General features: G+C 59.8%; 12 protein-coding genes and 3 tRNA genes. 11 read left to right on the top strand and 4 right to left on the bottom strand.

The genetic code is table 11. The features are described from left to right. Positions 1-8: 8 nt before the first annotated feature. A complete protein-coding gene (locus K5E80_RS08535) occupies positions 9-1,901 on the top strand; it encodes a PAS domain S-box protein (protein WP_220635752.1) in 1,893 nt (630 codons plus the stop codon). 9 nt (positions 1,902-1,910) lie between these two features. Here K5E80_RS08535 and K5E80_RS08530 read toward each other — a convergent pair whose 3' ends face one another. Continuing rightward, positions 1,911-2,621, bottom strand: a complete 711-nt coding sequence (locus K5E80_RS08530; protein WP_220635751.1) for a nucleotide-binding protein — start codon at positions 2,619-2,621, stop codon at positions 1,911-1,913. Between the two features lie 360 nt (positions 2,622-2,981). On the opposite strand from K5E80_RS08530, the gene rpsO reads away from it, so the two are divergent. Together rpsO and pnp are read left to right on the top strand one after the other, a co-directional pair. Then, on the top strand, positions 2,982-3,251 hold the full coding sequence (gene rpsO, locus K5E80_RS08525) for a 30S ribosomal protein S15 (RefSeq protein WP_220635750.1): 270 nt from the start codon (positions 2,982-2,984) through the stop codon (positions 3,249-3,251). A gap of 146 nt (positions 3,252-3,397) precedes the next feature. Further along, positions 3,398-5,515: a polyribonucleotide nucleotidyltransferase gene (gene pnp, locus K5E80_RS08520; RefSeq protein WP_220635749.1), complete on the top strand. Its 2,118-nt coding sequence runs from the start codon at positions 3,398-3,400 to the stop codon at positions 5,513-5,515. 121 nt (positions 5,516-5,636) lie between these two features. On the opposite strand, the gene dksA is transcribed toward pnp, so the two are convergent. After that, positions 5,637-6,065: an RNA polymerase-binding protein DksA gene (dksA, locus tag K5E80_RS08515; protein ID WP_220635748.1), complete on the bottom strand. Its 429-nt coding sequence runs from the start codon at positions 6,063-6,065 to the stop codon at positions 5,637-5,639. A gap of 187 nt (positions 6,066-6,252) precedes the next feature. On the opposite strand from dksA, the gene K5E80_RS08510 reads away from it, so the two are divergent. From K5E80_RS08510 to K5E80_RS08500, 3 genes are all read left to right on the top strand, one after another. Continuing rightward, a tRNA-Pro gene (locus K5E80_RS08510) sits at positions 6,253-6,329 on the top strand. A gap of 30 nt (positions 6,330-6,359) precedes the next feature. Next, positions 6,360-6,436, top strand: a tRNA-Arg gene (locus tag K5E80_RS08505). Between the two features lie 13 nt (positions 6,437-6,449). Then, positions 6,450-6,525 (top strand) — tRNA-His (locus K5E80_RS08500). A gap of 203 nt (positions 6,526-6,728) precedes the next feature. Here the strand turns inward: K5E80_RS08500 and queF are convergent. Next, positions 6,729-7,148: a preQ(1) synthase gene (queF, locus tag K5E80_RS08495; protein WP_220635747.1), complete on the bottom strand. Its 420-nt coding sequence runs from the start codon at positions 7,146-7,148 to the stop codon at positions 6,729-6,731. Positions 7,149-7,447: 299 nt separating this feature from the next. Between queF and smc the strand changes: the two genes are divergently transcribed. The 5 genes from smc to K5E80_RS08470 all read left to right on the top strand — a co-directional run bounded on the left by smc (position 7,448) and on the right by K5E80_RS08470 (position 15,758). After that, a complete protein-coding gene (gene smc / locus K5E80_RS08490; RefSeq protein WP_220635746.1) occupies positions 7,448-10,945 on the top strand; it encodes a chromosome segregation protein SMC in 3,498 nt (1,165 codons plus the stop codon). 4 nt (positions 10,946-10,949) lie between these two features. Then, the gene (locus K5E80_RS08485) at positions 10,950-12,110 is read left to right on the top strand and encodes a cell division protein ZipA (protein ID WP_220635745.1); all 1,161 of its coding nucleotides are present in this window, start codon (positions 10,950-10,952) and stop codon (positions 12,108-12,110) included. A 218-nt stretch (positions 12,111-12,328) separates the two neighbouring features. Then, complete coding sequence (gene ligA, locus K5E80_RS08480; RefSeq protein ID WP_220635744.1) at positions 12,329-14,356, top strand: NAD-dependent DNA ligase LigA; 2,028 nt, start codon at positions 12,329-12,331, stop codon at positions 14,354-14,356. Further along, a complete protein-coding gene (galU, locus tag K5E80_RS08475; RefSeq protein ID WP_220635743.1) occupies positions 14,353-15,219 on the top strand; it encodes a UTP--glucose-1-phosphate uridylyltransferase GalU in 867 nt (288 codons plus the stop codon). Before ligA ends, galU begins: the two co-directional genes overlap by 4 nt. After that, positions 15,216-15,758 (top strand): hypoxanthine-guanine phosphoribosyltransferase, encoded by a 543-nt coding sequence (locus tag K5E80_RS08470; RefSeq protein WP_220635742.1) that lies wholly within the window; start codon positions 15,216-15,218, stop codon positions 15,756-15,758. The genes galU and K5E80_RS08470 overlap by 4 nt, the downstream gene beginning before the upstream one ends. A 194-nt stretch (positions 15,759-15,952) precedes the next feature. Here K5E80_RS08470 and typA read toward each other — a convergent pair whose 3' ends face one another. Further along, positions 15,953-17,773, bottom strand: coding sequence for a translational GTPase TypA (gene typA / locus K5E80_RS08465; RefSeq protein WP_220635741.1), 1,821 nt, complete (start codon positions 17,771-17,773; stop codon positions 15,953-15,955). Positions 17,774-17,849 lie beyond the last annotated feature (76 nt).

The following is a 17,849-nucleotide window of genomic DNA, read 5'->3' as shown; positions in this document are numbered from 1 at the left end:
GCGCTTTAATGTCAATAGAATATAAATTTCTCATTATTCTGAAGCGTTTGGCGCGAGTGTTTTCCCTGGTGGTGGGGATCGGATTGCCGATCATGTACTTCGGCCTGAAGTACTCGAACCTTGTCGAGCACGTCGAGACTATGGCCATCATCAAGGCACAAAGCGTTACTTCCCTGGTCACCGCCAACCCGGATTTATGGGTCCACGAGCAACAGCGCATGGAAGAAGTGCTGCTGCTGTCGCCACCGCCACTCGGCGTCGACCGCGCAACCGTCAGCGATGCCGTCGGCAATTCCATCGTCACTGCCGGCTACATTCCTGCCGGGCCAACTTTGGCGCGCTCGTTCCCGATCTACGACTCAGGGCGGGTCGTCGGTCAGGTCGAGATTACACATTCGTCTCGCGCATTATGGTTCGGCACGCTGCTGGTGGCGTTGCTGAGCGCGCTGCTCGGTTGCGCGGTGTATGCCACGCTGCTGTTCCTGCCGTTGCGCGCGCTGCGGCGCATGGGTTTTGCGCTGGAGGCGGAAAAAGCCGCGCTGAGCATACGCGAGGAACGCTTCCATCTCCTCTTCAACCGGGCCAGCGATGGAATCATGATCCTGTCGCTGGCCGGCAAAATTCTTGAGGTCAACGAGTCCTTTGCCCGGATGCACGGTTACAGCGTGGAAGAAATGCTGAACATGAGACTGGAGAATCTGGATACTCTGGAAACCTTGCGCCTGGCTCCCGAAAGGATACGGAGTTCCCAAGCAGGACAATCCATATTTTTCGAGGCGGAGCACTATCACAAGGATGGCCATGTTTTCCCGCTCGAAGTATCGTTAAGCCAGATAGCCGTGGGCAGTGAAACCCTGATTCAGGCCTTCCATCGCGATATCACCCAGCGCAGGCAGACAGAAAATGCGCTGCGTGCCGCGGAAGATCAATTCCGCGGCCTGGTCGAACAGTCGATCGCCGGCATCTACATCATCCAGGACGGCAGGTTCGCCTATGTCAATCCGCGCTTCGCTGCGATACGCGGCTTCAGTGCGGCGGAAGAATTGATCGGTCAGGATCCGTTGCCCTTGATTGCCGAGAAGGACCGCAGCATCATCGCGGAACATAATCGCTGCCTGCTTGCGGGCGAAAAGCGCGACGTCGACTACGGTTTCACCGCGCTGCGCAAGGATGGCTCAAGCATCGAGGTCGGCGTGCACAGCTCCCTGGCAAGCTACCATGGCCGGCCCGCGATTATCGGCCTGCAGCAGGACATCTCGGAGAAAAAACGCGCCGAGGAGGCAATCCGGCATTACATCGCACAACTCAAGACCGCATTCATGAGCACGGTGGAGGTGGCGACGGTCTTGAGCGAGTTGCGCGACCCCTATACCGCCGGTCATGAGCGGCGCGTGGGTAAGATCGCAGTCGCCATCGGGACCGAACTTGGCCTCGATGAGCAGCGGCTGGAAGGCTTGAAGGTTGCCGGCTATCTGCATGACATTGGCAAGATCATCATTCCGTCGGAAATCCTTTCCAAGCCCGGCCGACTCGGCGCGATCGAATATCAGTTGATACAGGGACATTCCCAGGCGAGTTACGATGTGCTGAAAGCGGTGGAGTGGCCATGGCCGGTGGCCGAAGTTGTGCTACAGCACCATGAGCGCCTGGACGGCAGCGGCTATCCGCAGGGTCTCAAGGGTGAGGACATCCTGCTCGAAGCGCGCATCCTGGCGGTAGCGGATGTGGTCGAGGCCATGTCCTCGCACCGGCCCTACCGCTCGGGGCTGGGGGCTGAAAAAGCACTGGCCGAGATCGAGCATGGGCGCGGCAGCGCGTACGACGTGGCGGTCGTCGATGCCTGTCTGCGTTTGTTCCGGGAGAAAGCGTATGTGCTGCCGAATCAGATTGCCGACGCTTGAGACAATCTGTTACGGCTGTAGCGTCGCTTCCTCGACGAGCACCTTGTAAGAATAGCCTGCGCCGAAATCCTTGTTGGTGTGGACGATGCCTTTTGCCGTGACGACATCGCCGACCTTCGTTACGCCCTTGGTTGTCACGAGAATGTCATTGGTATCGTTTGCGGCGGAACCCGAACCATCGCGCAGATGAACCCAGTTTTTCCCCATGATCCCCGCGTTGTACTTGACGACCTTGCCGCGCACCAGCACTGTCTTGTCCTTCAGTTCAGCGCTCTTAGTAACGATTTCTGCAACCGTCCGCGCATTCGCGCCGCTGGCCTTGGCGACATGGATATCGCCGGCATCCTGCGTCTTGGCGGTGGCAGGGTGAGCCGCTGCCGGATTAGTAGCCGCGCCCGGGGCGTTTCCTCCCGCACCACCCAGAGTGCCGAAAAGAATCGTCGGGAAAGTCTTTTTCAACGATTTGCTCTCGAAATTACTCATGACCATCACATTTTCGATCGTGACCTTGTCGCCTGTCTTGACCGGAGCCTTTTGTACCGCAGCCCATGTCTCGCCATTCGTGGTCCTGAGGCGGAGGTAGGTATAACTATCGACGTCCTTGACCTCAAGTACCTCACCCTTGGCGGTGGCAGCCAGAGGTGCGACGGGGGCAGGTTTTTCTGCTGCAAAAATGGTGGTGGCAAAAACAATGGCGATAATCGTCAACAGTGCTTTCATGGTTTGATGCTCCTTAATGACAAGCTGCGAAGCATAACATTGACGCCATGAAATGACCCATTGATGGATCAAGAACCCAGGGTAATTGCCTCAAACCGGGCCATGGTTCGAGGAAGGCCTGGCTAAAGCGGCAAGACATTCACACATTGAATAAACGGCTATTCCATAATGTGCGCAATTGCCCGATATGCGAGGCCACCCTATATGAAGTATCGGCGTTAAACATGTTTCTTGTAGCCAGTGCGGGCCACAGGGTATAATCCGCGCGCCTGTCCGGAGACCCGGCAGGCGAATCAGGGGATGCTGGCTCTATCAAACCGGGGCGGCGTTCTTCACTAAACCGAGTTTGAGAGAAAAAACATGACCATTACTACCGTCACCAAGGCCGGCATCGTCTCCGATTATCAACGTGCTATTGGCGATACCGGTTCTCCTGAAGTACAAGTGGCCCTGCTCACGGCGCGTATCAACGACCTGACGGGGCATTTCAAGGCGCACGTCAAGGATCACCACTCGCGTCGCGGATTGCTGCGCATGGTGAATCGCCGTCGCAAACTGCTCGATTACCTGAAAAACAGGAACGTAGATAGCTACCGTGCGCTGATCGAGCGTCTCGGTCTGCGCAAGTAAGTCGGCACACGTGCTACTGGCATTTGTTGTCGCGTGAGTGAACATGCCGGCGTTGGCTCAAGCCACGCCGGTTTTTGCTTTTTTATGGGCGGTAGTTGATTGCAACTGCGTGTGACGCCCGCTGTGAATGATGAAAGGAAAATCCCTTGTTAACCCCAATTCGTAAAACTTTTGCCTACGGTACCCATACCGTCACGCTGGAAACCGGTGAAGTGGCGCGCCAGGCCGGCGGCGCCGTGATGGTAAGCATGGACGACACCGTTGTGCTGGCAACTGTCGTCGGCGCGCGCGCGGCCAAACCCGGCCAGGACTTCTTCCCATTGACGGTCGATTACGTCGAGAAGACGTATGCGGCTGGCCGTATACCCGGCGGTTTCTTCAAGCGCGAAGGGCGCCCGTCGGAAAAGGAGACCCTGACTTGCCGTCTGATCGACCGGCCAATCCGCCCATTGTTCCCTGAAGGTTTCTACAACGAAGTGCAGGTGGTGTGCACCGTGATGTCGAGCAACCCCGAAATCGATCCCGATATCCCGGCATTGATCGGCGCCTCGGCAGCATTGGCGATTTCCGGCATTCCCTTCGATGGCCCGATCGGTGCCGCGCGCGTCGGTTACCTCGATGGCCAGTACGTGCTGTGTCCGACCTTCTCGCAGCTCAAGGAAAGCCAGTTGAATCTCGTCGTTGCCGGTACGGCGGCGGCAGTGCTGATGGTTGAATCGGAAGCGCAACAACTCTCCGAAGAAGTCATGCTCGGCGCGGTGGTGTTCGGCCACGACCAGATGCAGGCTGCGATCAAAGCCATCAACGAACTTGTCGAAGTCGCCGGCAAGCCGGAGTGGGACTGGCAGCCCGCCGCCAAGGATCAAGCGTTGATTGCCCGCATCCAGGAACTTGCCGAAGCCGATTTGCGCGAAGCCTACCGCATCACCAGCAAGCAGGCGCGCACCCAAAAGACGCGCGAAATCAGCGCCAAGGTAGTGACTGCCCTGTGTGAAGGCGAAGGCGCGGCCGACGTCAACACAGTCAATAACCATCTCTTCGACCTCGAAGCCAAGATCGTGCGCAATCAGATTCTCGACGGCCTGCCGCGCATCGATGGCCGCGACACGCGCACCGTGCGTCCGATCTCGATCCGCAATGGCGTGCTGCCGCGCACCCATGGTTCAGCGCTGTTTACGCGCGGCGAGACCCAGGCCATGGTGGTGGCGACGCTCGGCACCAATCGTGACGAGCAGATCATCGATGCGCTGCAAGGCGAATACCGCGAGCGCTTCCTGCTCCACTACAACATGCCACCCTACGCCACGGGCGAATGCGGCCGCGTCGGTACGCCGAAGCGGCGTGAAATCGGCCACGGCCGCCTTGCCAAGCGTGCCTTGGCAGCCGTGCTGCCCTCGGCCGAGGAGTTTGCCTACAGCATGCGCGTGGTCTCGGAAATCACCGAGTCCAACGGCTCGTCATCAATGGCTTCCGTATGCGGTGGTTCGCTCGCGTTGATGGACGCCGGTGTGCCGCTCAAGGCGCACGTCGCGGGTATCGCCATGGGCCTGATCAAGGAAGGCGGCCGCTTCGCGGTGCTGACCGACATCCTCGGCGACGAGGACCACCTTGGCGACATGGACTTCAAGGTGGCGGGTACGGATACCGGTGTTACCGCACTACAGATGGATATCAAGATACAGGGCATCACCAAGGAAATCATGCAGGTTGCGCTGGCCCAGGCCAAAGACGCGCGTTTGCATATCCTCGGTTTGATGAAGGATTCAATGTCGGGTGCGCGTGAGGATGTCTCTGCCTATGCGCCGCGCATGATCACGATCAAGATCAACCCGGAAAAAATCCGCGACGTGATCGGCAAGGGCGGATCAACGATCCGCGCACTGACCGAGGAAACCGGCTGCGTGATCGACATCAAGGACGACGGCAGCGTGACCATTTCGTCGGTCAATGCGGATGCCGCGCAGGTGGCGAAGAAGCGTATCGAGGACATCACGGCGGAAGTTGAAGTGGGCCGCATCTACGAAGGCACCGTGCTGCGCCTGCTCGACTTTGGCGCCATCGTGCAGGTGCTGCCGGGCAAGGATGGCCTGCTGCATATTTCGCAGATCGCCAACGAGCGCGTCAATGCCGTCGCCGATTACCTCAAGGAAGGCCAGAGCGTTAAGGTCAAGGTCATCGAAACCGATGACAAGGGCCGTGTTCGCCTGTCGATGAAGGCGGCGCTGGCCGATGCGGCACCGGCGCAGGCAGCCCCACAACAGTAAGCTTGGATTACATCCAGCAAAAAAGGACGCCGCGGCGTCCTTTTTTGTTGCTGACTTGCTTTCAGCTTACGACGTAACGTCGCTTTGTGAGTTAGTCTTCGCGAAAAGCAGGTGGCGAAATTTATTTCGCTACCTGCTTTTCGCGTATTTCTTCCAGCGTCTTGCAGTCAATGCACAAGGTGGCCGTCGGACGCGCTTCGAGGCGCTTCAGACCGATCTCGATGCCGCAGCTTTCGCAATAGCCGTAGTCACCGGATTCGATCAATGCCAGTGATTCATTGACCTTCTTGATCAACTTGCGTTCGCGGTCGCGGTTGCGCAGTTCGAGCGCAATGTCCGATTCCTGGCTGGCGCGATCGTTGGGGTCGGCGAATACCGTGGCCTCGTCCTGCATCGTATGCACGGTGCGATCGATATCATCGGCCAACTCATCCTTCAGCGCTTCGAGAATCTTGCGAAAGTGCATGAGTTGTTTCGAATTCATATATTCCTCACCTTTTTTGGCAGCATAGGGAGGGAATTGTTTCTTGTGCAGCAAATCTTCAGCCATCGAATGAATCCGTCTGCGTGGAAAATGCATTTTATAAACGAAACCCCGACACACTGCAAGCCGCTATATAAGGCTGGAGCGTGCCGGAACGAGGGGCGCATTATTCCACCGTTCACCGGAAATATGCGAATTTTCGACAGAAAGAATTTGACCGGGCAGCATGCCGCCGCTAGAATCGCGGCCTGCTCGGGGTGTAGCGCAGTCTGGTAGCGCGCTTGCTTTGGGAGCAAGATGTCGGAGGTTCGAATCCTCTCACCCCGACCAGGTCTCTCACCCCGACTGCCGTGCCGCAGGCCGCCCGTAGCTCAACCGGATAGAGCACCGGCCTTCTAAGCCGGGGGTTGTGGGTTCGAGTCCCGCCGGGCGGACCAGTTTTAAACGGCGGTGGCCGTAGCTCAGTTGGTAGAGTCCCGGATTGTGATTCCGGTTGTCGTGGGTTCGAGTCCCATCGGCCACCCCAAATAAAGAACGCGCTTAAAGCGCGTTTTTTATTTGGGGTGGCCGCGAAACGTACTCCCGCCCCCTCCCAACCTCCCCCTCTCGGGGGAGGCGACAGATCAGTTCGCTGCGCTCAATGTTTACCCATGCGCAAGTTCAACATTCGAGATTCAAGGTTGTTGCGGTTTTAACCTTGGGCCTTGAACCTTGAACTTTTTGACTTGCTTACCCGCGCGTATTCGATTGCGGGGAGAATTCGGCCAGTTCGACCTTCGGTGCCGGCTTCCAGCCTTTCTTGCGATGTTCGGTCACGACGTTGGTGAAAATACCGCCGCGCACGTTGAAGCGCGCCGTCAGGCGCATGAAGCGGGGCCGGGTGGCCTTGACCAAATCGTCGAGAATGCGGTTGGTCACATCCTCGTGAAAATGTCCCTCGTCACGAAAACTCCAGATATACAGCTTTAGACTCTTCAGTTCGACACAGCTTTTGTCGGCGATGTAGTCCAGCATCAGCGTGGCAAAATCCGGTTGCCCGGTCTTGGGGCAAAGGCAGGTGAACTCGGGGATTTCCATATGGATCTGGTAATCCCGATGCGGGGCCGGATTGGGGAAGGTTTGCAGCGCCTTGTTGGGCTTGGTATGCATTAGTCTCTTACCACTGAAGTCTTGACAAAATTGGCGAAAAATTTCGAGCGAAGCGAGCAAATCAGTCACCTTCCCCGTGAGGGGGAGGTGGGGAGGGGGCGGGCCTTTATGCTGCTTTCCCGGCCGGGAGACCGATCCCTCAAGCGAAGTCTTACCTGCTTGGTTCCGGCTTGGTCGGCATAGGTCAATTCCGATGGCGTAGTGCGGAGCGATTATAATGCAGCGTCGCCTGGCTCTACCCCGGGAAGGGTGGTCGAGCCGATCTCCGAACCAGAAAACCTACACGAGCAAAACTTCGCGTGCGCCTGACCAAACTCAAACTCGCCGGTTTCAAATCCTTTGTCGATCCCACCTCGGTAGTTTTCCCGGGTCAGTTGGCCGGGGTGGTCGGCCCCAATGGCTGCGGCAAGTCCAACATCATCGACGCGGTGCGCTGGGTGCTGGGTGAATCCAAGGCCTCCGAGCTGCGCGGCGAATCGATCCAGGACGTGATCTTCAAGGGCTCGGGCACGCGCAAGGAAGTCAGCCGCGCCAGCGTCGAATTGCATTTCGACAACAGCCTGGGCCGGGCCACGGGCCAGTGGTCACAATACGGCGAGATCGTGGTCAAGCGTTTGCTCGACCGCGAGGGCAATTCGAGCTACTACCTCAACAACCTGCACGTGCGCCGCCGCGACGTGATCGACCTGTTCCTCGGCACCGGCCTCGGTCCGCGCGCCTATGCCATCATCGGCCAGGGCATGATCTCGCGCATCGTCGAAGCCAAGCCCGACGAACTGCGCATGTTCCTCGAGGAAGCCGCCGGCGTCACAAAATACAAGGAACGGCGGCGCGAAACCGAAAATCGCCTCGAAGACGCGCGCGAAAACCTGGCCCGTGTCGATGACATCCGCAACGAACTCGATGGCCAGATCCATCGTCTGCAGGCCCAGGCCGAAGTCGCACAACGTTATCGCGATGCCCAGGCCCAACTCGCGCAACGGCAGAACCTGCTCTGGCTCAAGAAACGCAATGATGCGCGCAGGGATGTACAGCGCATTTCCACTGACATCGACAAGATGGTGCTGCGCGTCGATGAAGAAAGTGCACAGTTGCGCGAAACCGAAGCCGGTCTCGAACATGCACGCGAAGTTCACTTCGCCGCATCCGACGCCTTGCATGCCGAACAGGCGCAGATGTATGCGGCCAATGCCGAAGTTGGCCGTCTCGAAACGGAAATCGCGCACATGCACGATTCGCGTGCACGCCTGGAACAGCGCCTGGCCCAACTCGGTGGCGAAGACGAACACTGGCGCGCGCAGTTGGCGCAATTGGAGCAGGAGCGCGATCGCTGGCAGTCCTTGCAGGAAAACGCACAGACGCGTGTGGCGACTGCGGCAGCACGCCATGAAGCGGAAGCGCAACACCTGCCCGAGGCTGAACAGGCATTGCAAGCCGCCGTGGCGGAAGTCACCGCGGCGCGGCGCCAACAAAGCGAAGCCGAGCAGGGCGCGCGCCTGGCCGATGCCGATCGCGGCCACGCGCAACGGGCATTGGAGAATCTCAATGCCCGTCGCATCAAGCTGGAACAGGAAAAATCCGCGCTGATTGCGCCCGATGCCGCGCTGCTGGCGGCGGCACAGGAACGTCACACAACGGCGCAGGAAGAACTCACCCGGCAACAAACAGCCTTGTCCGCGCTGCAAGGCCGGATACCTACGTTGGAAGCCGAGCTGCGCACTGCGCGCGAACGCTTGCAGGTCGCTCACCGCGCGGCGACGGAAGCACGCGCGCGCCGTGATGCGCTTCAGCAATTGCAGCAGCGCGTGCGCCAGACCGGCGACATCGGCGAGTGGTTGCGCGGCAAGGGCCTCGCCGATGCGTCACCGTTGTGGAAGTCGATTCAGGTTGATGCCGGCTGGGAAACCGCTGTCGAGGCGATATTGCGTGAACGCTTGGCGGCTCTGTCCGCCGATGTGGCAACGGCAGCCAGCGCGTTGAATGCGCCGCCGCCAGTGATTTTTGCCCTGGCGTTGGCAGAAGCAGGCGATGCCGTGCAAACCCCCGTGGCTGGGTCGCTGCGGGCAAAGGTACGTTGCAGCGATGCAGCGCTGGCAACGGTGCTCGACGAATGGCTGGCTGGCATACGGGCCGTCGAGGATCTGAGTGCCGTGACACCGGCAGCGGGCGCCGCCTGCGTCTCGCGCGAAGGCCACGTGCGCACGCGGCACGGCTTGACGCTGTATGTGCCGGATGCCAAGACGCATGGCGTCATCGAACGCCAGCGCGAGATCGAAGAACTGGGACAACTGATCGAAGGCAGGGAAGCCGAGGAGTCCGTGGCGCGTGAGGCGCAGCAAGCGACGGAACGCGCGCTGAATGAAGCGCAAGGCGAGCTGGCGCAGTTGCGCCGCAGCGGTCAGGAAGCGCAACAGCGCGCGCACGAGGCGCAGGTGGAAGCGCTGAAGCTGACGCAGGAACTCGCCCGTCATGAAGAACGCATGGCCCAGATCGAGCACGATCTGGAAGAAGTGCTGCGTCAGGAAGAAGCGGAACGCACCAGTCAAATGCGTGCCGAAGAAGGCGGCAGCCAGTGGCAGGAACAGATCGCCGCCATCCTCGAACGCGTCGACGCGGCGCTGGAGCTCCAGCGCAATGCCGAGCAGGCGCTCAAGGAATTGCGTGCGCTCGAACAGCAACTCGCGCGCGAGGCGCAGGAAGCCGGGTTTTCGCAACGGGAGTGCGTCACCAAGCTTGAAGACAACGCGAAGAACAGCGATACTGCACGCGGCCAGATCACGCGCATCGACGCAGCGCGCCAGAGCGCCGCGCAGGAGCTGGCCGCGATCAGCGATAGCGTGTTGCAGGATCAGTTGCAGTCGGCACTGGCTGCGAAGCAGGGTCAGGAGGCGGCCCTGGTCGAGCGGCGCGAAGCGCTGGAAACCGCGGCGTTAGCGCTGCGTACGCTGGATGAGCAACGACAGCGCCTCGAACAAAGTATTGAACCCCTGCGCGAGAAGATCAACGACCTCAAGCTCAAGCAGCAGGCTGCCCAGTTGAACGAAGAGCAATACCAGCAGCGTCTGCTTGAAGCCAATGCCAGCGAGGAGGCTCTGGTGGCCGAGTTGCAGCCGGGACTCAAGGAAAGCGTGCTGCAAGGCGATATTGCCCGTCTTAACAGCGAGATCGAGGCGCTGGGCCCGGTCAATCTTGCGGCGCTGGAGGAACTCGCGAGTTCCACGCAACGCAAGGAGTACCTGGATTCGCAGTCGACCGATCTGGCGCAGGCGATCGGTACGCTGGAAGACGCCATCCGCCGCATCGACCGCGAAACGCGCGAGCAATTGCAGGAAACCTACGACAGCGTCAATCGGCATTTCGGCGACTTGTTCCCGCAACTGTTCGGTGGCGGCGAAGCCAGGCTGATCCTGACCGGCGACGAGATTCTCGATGCCGGCATCCAGATCATGGCGCAGCCGCCGGGCAAGAAGAATTCGACGATTCATCTGCTCTCGGGCGGCGAGAAGGCACTCACGGCGATCGCGATGGTGTTCGCGATTTTTCAACTCAACCCGGCGCCGTTTTGCCTGCTCGACGAAGTCGATGCGCCACTCGACGACAGCAACACCGACCGTTTTTGCGAAATGGTCAAGCGCATGTCGGCGCAGACGCAGTTCATTTTCATCACGCATAACAAGATCGCCATGGAAATGGCGCAGCAGCTGATCGGCGTCACCATGCAGGAGCGGGGCGTGTCGCGCGTGGTCGAAGTGGATATGGATGAGGCGTTGCGCATGACTGAAGACATGGCGGCATGACATTATGGTGATCAGCGAATTCCAACAGGCCTTGATCGGGGCTGGCGCTGCGGCGGTGCTGGGCGTCTGGGCCTACAACAGATGGCAGGAATATCGTCATCGCAAGGCGGCGGAAAAAATCTTTCGCGATAGCCAGCCGGATGTGCTGATCGAACAGGCGGCAGACAGCGCGGCCGATGAAATTTCCGGCGCGGAACTGAATGAACGCATTGATCCGCGCATCGAGCCGGTCTTTACCTCGCCACAGGATGATGAGGTGAGCGGCGAGGCGGTTGGCGCCGATGAAATGGATGGAGCAGCGGCCCCGGCCGGGTTGACTGCTGCTCCATCAAATGATGCGCCGGGGGAAGAATTTATCGACCCCATGATCGAACTCGGTCTCGCCCTTCCTCCCGACCAAAGCGTTGCCGTGTTGCAGGCGGCCTGGCGCGAAACGAATGCCGATTGCCACAAGCGCATTCGCTGGGTCGGCCGTGCTGCCGGCAATGGCGAGTGGATCGAGATTGACGATCCGTCAGTCAGTGCGGCTGACCATGCCTACGTCGCCATTCAACTGGCGGATCGCCAGGGCGCCATCGGCGAGGTTGAGCTGAGATCGTTTTGCCAGGTGGCGGAAGCGATAACGGCCGCAAGGGGAGGACAGGTTGCCATTCCCGCGCTGGATGAAATCCTTGCCCATGCACATGACATTGATGATGTGTGCGCGGCGGTCGACATCCAGATTGCAATCCACATTGTCAGCCGTGCCGGACAGGCATTTGCCGGTACCAAGCTGCGCGGTCTGCTCGAAGCGACCGGTTTGCAGTTGGCCGCGGATGGGCTGTTCTACCTGATCGGCGCCGAAGGCGGGCGTTTGTTTTCGGTGAGCAATTCCGGCGCGGCGCCATTCGATCTCGAACAAATGCGCACCGGTTCCACCTCCGGCATCACCTTCTGGCTCGATGTGCCGCGCGTCGGCAACGGTGCTGCCGTATTCGACACCATGCTGGCCGCCGCGCGTCAGTTGGCCGAAGCGCTCGACGGCATGCTGGTCGACGACCAACACAATCCGCTCGGCAACATGGCATTGGCGACCATCCGCGCCAAGGTCGTGGAACTGCAAGCCCAAATGGCCGCCCACGGCATTCCAGCCGGGGGACGCCGCGCGCTACGCCTGTTTGCTTGATCCTTGGAAAAGCAGTTAGCCACAGAGGACGCAGAGTGCACAGAAGAAAAACAGCGGGTTATTGCCTTGGCACCACTCACCTGACAGGTGAGCATGGAGCTTTAGGCTCTGAAGGCTTTTCTCTGTCCCACGGGGATTTCCTTTGGTCATGATCTCTGTCCCGCGGGGATTTCCTACGGTCATGTCCTCTGTGGCCAGCCTTTGCCGTTTTTAGGTTGATGTCCTTGCCTGCCGGAGTCGCAACCAGGGCTGCGCAACTGCGCGAAGAAATCGAGCGCCACAATCGCGCCTACTACGTGCTCGATGCGCCGACGGTTCCCGATGCGGAATATGACAGGCTATTCTGCGAACTGCAGCAGATCGAGCGCGACCATCCCGAGTTGCAAACTGCGGACTCACCCACGTTGCGCGTGGGCGGCAAGCCGCTGCCCGAGTTTGCGCCGGTGCGGCACGTGGTGCCGATGCTTTCGATCAGGACAGAGACCGATACCGAGCCTTCCGGCGCGCGCAGCTTCGATGCCCGGGTGCGGCGCGAACTCGGGCTTGGCGATAGCGATGTCGAAATCGAATATGCGGCAGAGCTGAAGTTCGATGGCTTGGCAATCAATCTGCGCTATGAGCATGGAATGCTGGTGCAGGCGGCGACACGCGGCGACGGTGAAAGCGGCGAAGACGTGACGCAGAACGTGCGCACCATCCGCCAGATTCCATTGCGATTGCAAGGCCACGCCCCGGCGGTGCTCGAAGTGCGCGGCGAAGCCTATATGAGCCGGCCCGATTTTGAACGCTACAACGAACGCCAACGCACACTGGGCAGACCGACGCTGGTCAATCCGCGCAATGGAGCCGCCGGCAGCATTCGTCAACTTGATCCGGCGCTGGCGGCGCAGCGTCCTTTGTCCTTCTTCGCCTATGGTCTTGGGGAAACACTCGAATGGACTTTGCCGCCAACGCATAGCGGTGTGCTCGATGTGCTGCAAACCTTTGGCGTCCCGGTATGTGAGCATCGCGCAGTGGTACAAGGCGCGGACGGCTTGATAGCTTTCCATGCGCACATCCGCGAGTTGCGCGACAGTCTGCCGTTCGATATCGATGGCGTGGTGTACAAGGTCAATAGTCTGGCTTTGCAACAGCGACTCGGCTTCGTTACACGCGAGCCGCGCTGGGCTGTGGCGCATAAATATCCCGCGCAGGAAATGCTCACCACGGTGGATGCGATCGAGGTGCAGGTCGGGCGCACCGGCGCGATCACCCCGGTGGCGCGCCTGGCGCCGGTATTCGTCGGCGGCGTCACGGTGACCAACGCGACGCTGCACAATGAAGACGAGCTGCGACGCAAGGACGTGCGCGTCGGCGATACCGTGATCGTACGTCGCGCCGGCGACGTGATTCCGGAAGTGGTGTCGGTGGTGCTGGACAGGCGACCGGCAGACACCGTGGAATTCACCATGCCCGCACATTGTCCGGTGTGCGGATCGGCAGTCGAGAGGTTGGAAGACGAAGCGATCGCGCGCTGCACCGGTGGCCTGTTTTGTCCTGCCCAGAGGAAACAATCGCTGCTGCATTTCGCCTCGCGCCGCGCCATGGATATCGAAGGGCTGGGCGAGAAGATCGTCGATCAACTGGTGGATCAGGCCATCATCAAGACGCCGGCCGATTTATACAAGCTCGGCCTGCTTGGGCTGGCGAATCTGGGGCGCATGGCGCAGAAGTCGGCTGCCAACCTGCTCGCCGCCATCGACAAGAGCCGCGCAACGACACTGGCGCGTTTCATCTACGCGCTCGGCATCCGCAACGTTGGTGAGGCCACGGCCAAGGATCTGGCAAGGCATTTCGGCAAACTCGAAGCCCTGATGGACGCCACGGAAGCACGGTTGCAATTGGTGCCCGATGTTGGGCCGGTGGTGGCGTCGTCGATCGCGCATTTCTTCGCCGAAGCGCACAATGTCGAGGTCATCGAGCAATTGCGCGCTGCCGGCGTGCATTGGCCCGAAGGCGATCAGCCTGCCGCCTCCATGTCATTGGCAGGAAAAACCTTTGTCCTGACCGGCACCTTGCCTACAATGTCGCGCGAAGAGGCCAAGGAAAAAATCGAGGCCGAGGGCGGCAAGGTGGCCGGCTCGGTGTCGAAGAAAACGCACTATGTGGTCGCGGGCAGCGAAGCCGGCACGAAGCTGGACAAGGCGAGAGAGCTCGGTGTGCCCATCATCGACGAGTTGCAGCTAATGGAGTTATTGAAGCAATGAAAAAAGTTACCAAGGCAGTGTTTCCTGTCGCCGGCATGGGCACGCGCTTCCTGCCCGCCACCAAGGCGAGCCCGAAAGAGATGATGCCGATCGTCGACAAGCCGCTGATCCAGTACGCGGTGGAGGAGGCGGTGGCGGCGGGCATCACCGACATGATTTTCGTTACCGGGCGCAGCAAGCGCGCGATAGAAGACCACTTCGACAAGGCCTATGAACTTGAAAGCGAATTGGAACGCCGTGGCAAGCTTGAATTGCTGGAGTTTGTGCAAAATCTGCTGCCGAAAAACATCAACTGCATTTACATCCGCCAGGCCGAGCCGCTGGGTCTGGGGCATGCCGTGCTCTGCGCCCAGCGCGTGATTGGCGACGAGCCGTTTGCAGTGATGCTGGCCGACGACCTGCTCGATGGCAATCCGCCCGTGATGAAGCAGATGGTGGATATTTACGATTACTACCACTGCTCGGTACTCGGTGTGCAGGAGGTCCCGCGCGCGGACACGCGCAGCTACGGCATCGTCGCATCCAAACCGCTGGCGGAACGCGTCGAGCAGATTACCTCGATCGTGGAGAAGCCCAAGCCCGAGGAGGCGCCTTCGAATCTTGCCGTCGTCGGCCGCTATGTGCTGACAGCGCGGATTTTCCATCACCTCGAAAACGTCAAGCCCGGTTCCGGCGGCGAGATCCAGCTCACGGACGGCATCGCCGCCTTGTTGAACGAACAGCAGATACTGGCTTACCGCTATGACGGCGTCCGCTACGACTGCGGTTCCAAGATCGGTTACCTCAAGGCCACCGTGGAATTTGCCCTGCGTCACCATGAAGTGGCGGATGAGTTTTCCCGTTATCTAGCAGAAAGAAAATGAACCCCGAGGAAGCGCGCCGGATACTCGATAGCGCAGAGTTGATCCGCAGCGAGGCTGAGGTAACGGCAGCAGTCCGGCGCGTTGCGCAATCAATCACCGAGGCATTGTCCGAGCGCAATCCCCTGGTGCTGGCGGTCATGGGCGGCGCAACCATCTTTGCCGGACACCTGCTGCCGCTGCTGCGCTTTCCACTCGAATACGACTATCTGCATGCGACGCGCTACGGCGATTCGACCACTGGCGGTGAGCTGGCCTGGGTGGTGGAGCCGCGCACGCCGGTGACGGGGCGTATCGTATTGCTGGTGGATGACATTCTCGACGAGGGTATCACGCTGGCGGCGATTCGCGAGCGTCTGCTCAGGCAGGGCGCTGAAGGCTGCTATACCGCCGTCTTCGCCGACAAGGAGATCGGCCGGACCAAGCCGATCGTGCCGAATTTCATCGGCCTCACCTTGCCCAATCGTTTTGTCTTCGGCTTCGGTATGGATATCGAAGGCGCCTGGCGCAACCTGCCCGCCATTTATGCCGTTGCCGAATAATCGGCAAGGGGCTCGCGCTGCGTTTGACCTAAAAACGGCAGAAGCAAGCCATAGAGGACACAGAGCGCACAGAGGAAAACAGCGGGTTATTTGCCTTAGCGCCACTCACCCAACGGGTGAGCGTAGGGAAGTTGGCTTTGAAGGCTTTTCTCTGTGATCTCTGTGTCCTCTGTGGCTAACTGCTTTTTCTTGGTTTATGCAGCCTGTTCGGAGCGGTTGGCCCGCTTGCGATCGATTTCCTTGAGGAAGCGCTTGCGCAGACGGATCGATTTCGGCGTGATCTCGACCAGTTCGTCGTCGGCGATGAATTCGACGGCGGATTCGAGCGTCATCACTATCGGTGGCACCAGACGCACGGCTTCATCGGTGCCGGATGAGCGCACGTTGGTCAGTTGCTTGCCCTTGATGGGATTGACCACAAGATCATTTTCGCGGCTGTGGATGCCGATGATGATGCCTTCATACAACGGATCGTTATGGCTGACAAACATGCGCCCGCGGTCCTGCAATTTCCATAATGCATAAGCGACAGCGGGGCCGCTTTCGGCGGAGATCAGTACGCCGTTGCGGCGTTCGGCCATGACGCCGGCTACCGGACCGTAGTCGTCGAATATATGGCTGGCCATGCCGGTACCGCGGGTCAGCGTGAGGAAGCCGCCCTGAAAGCCGATCAGGCCGCGTGCCGGGATGCGGTATTCGAGCCGGGTGCGGCCCTTGCCATCCGATTCCATATTGAGCAGTTCGCCACGGCGCCGGCCCAGTTCTTCCATGACGCCGCCCTGATGTTCATCCTCGATATCGACGGTGAGCAATTCGTAGGGCTCGCACTTCACGCCGTCGATTTCCTTGTACAGCACGCGTGGACGCGATACCGCCAGCTCGTAACCTTCGCGCCGCATGGTTTCCAGAAGGATGGTCAGATGCAGTTCGCCACGACCGGAGACGATGAACACGTCGGAATCTTCGGTGTCTTCCACGCGCAAGGCTACGTTGGACTGCAGTTCCTTTTGCAGGCGCTCGCGAATCTGGCGGCTGGTGACATATTTGCCTTCCTTGCCAGCCAGCGGCGAGGTATTAACCTGGAAGTTCATGGTCAGCGTCGGCTCATCGACCACCAGCGGGGGCATGCCGACGGGAGCGGCCGGGTCGCAAATGGTGACGCCGATTCCCACTTGTTCGATGCCGGTGACCAGCACGATATCGCCGGCTTCCGCTTCGGTTGCCTGTTCGCGCTCAAGACCCTTGAACATCATGATCTGGGCGATTTTTGACTTGCCCTTGGCCTCGTCCCCGTACATCACGGCGACTTCCTGCCCGGCCTTCATGCGGCCCTGCTTGATGCGGCCGATGCCGATGCGACCGACATAGCTGTTGTAATCGATGGAGCAGATTTGCAGTTGCAGCGGCAGCTCCACATCAACGTCGGGCTGCGGCGTGTGCTTGATGATGGCCTCATAGAGCGGGCGCATGTCGGTGCCGGGTTTGCTTGCATCGAGCATGGCGAAGCCATTCAGCGCCGAGGCAAAAACCACGGGGAAATCGAGTTGTTCTTCCGTGGCGCCGAGCTTGTCGAACAGGTCCAAAGTGTGACTGATGACCCAGTCGGGCCGGGCGCCGGGACGGTCGATCTTGTTGACCACGACAATCGGCTTCAAACCCAGCGCCAGCGCCTTGCGCGTAACGAAGCGGGTTTGCGGCATCGGACCTTCGACGGCATCGACCAGCAGCAGCACGCCATCGACCATCGACAATACGCGCTCCACCTCACCACCGAAGTCGGCGTGTCCCGGTGTGTCGACGATGTTGATGTGGGTGCCTTCGTAGTCGATGGCGCAGTTCTTTGACAGGATGGTGATGCCGCGTTCTTTTTCGAGATCGTTGGAATCCATGACCCGTTCGGTAACGGCCTTATGGGCGGCGAAGGTGCCGGACTGCCGCAGCAGTTGATCGACAAGGGTAGTCTTGCCGTGGTCAACGTGGGCGATAATGGCGATGTTGCGAAGAGAGCGAGACATGAGGGAAAGCCTGTAATGGTGCGCTGCGGGACCGGCAGCGAAAGGGCGCGCATTCTATCACGACGGGGCTGCAAGA

This window comes from Georgfuchsia toluolica (assembly GCF_907163265.1).
In the GTDB taxonomy this organism is placed as follows: Bacteria; Pseudomonadota; Gammaproteobacteria; order Burkholderiales; family Rhodocyclaceae; genus Georgfuchsia; species Georgfuchsia toluolica.
The sequence above is the reverse complement of the archived record's forward strand: the minus strand, read 5'-3'. Positions and strand labels throughout refer to the sequence as shown.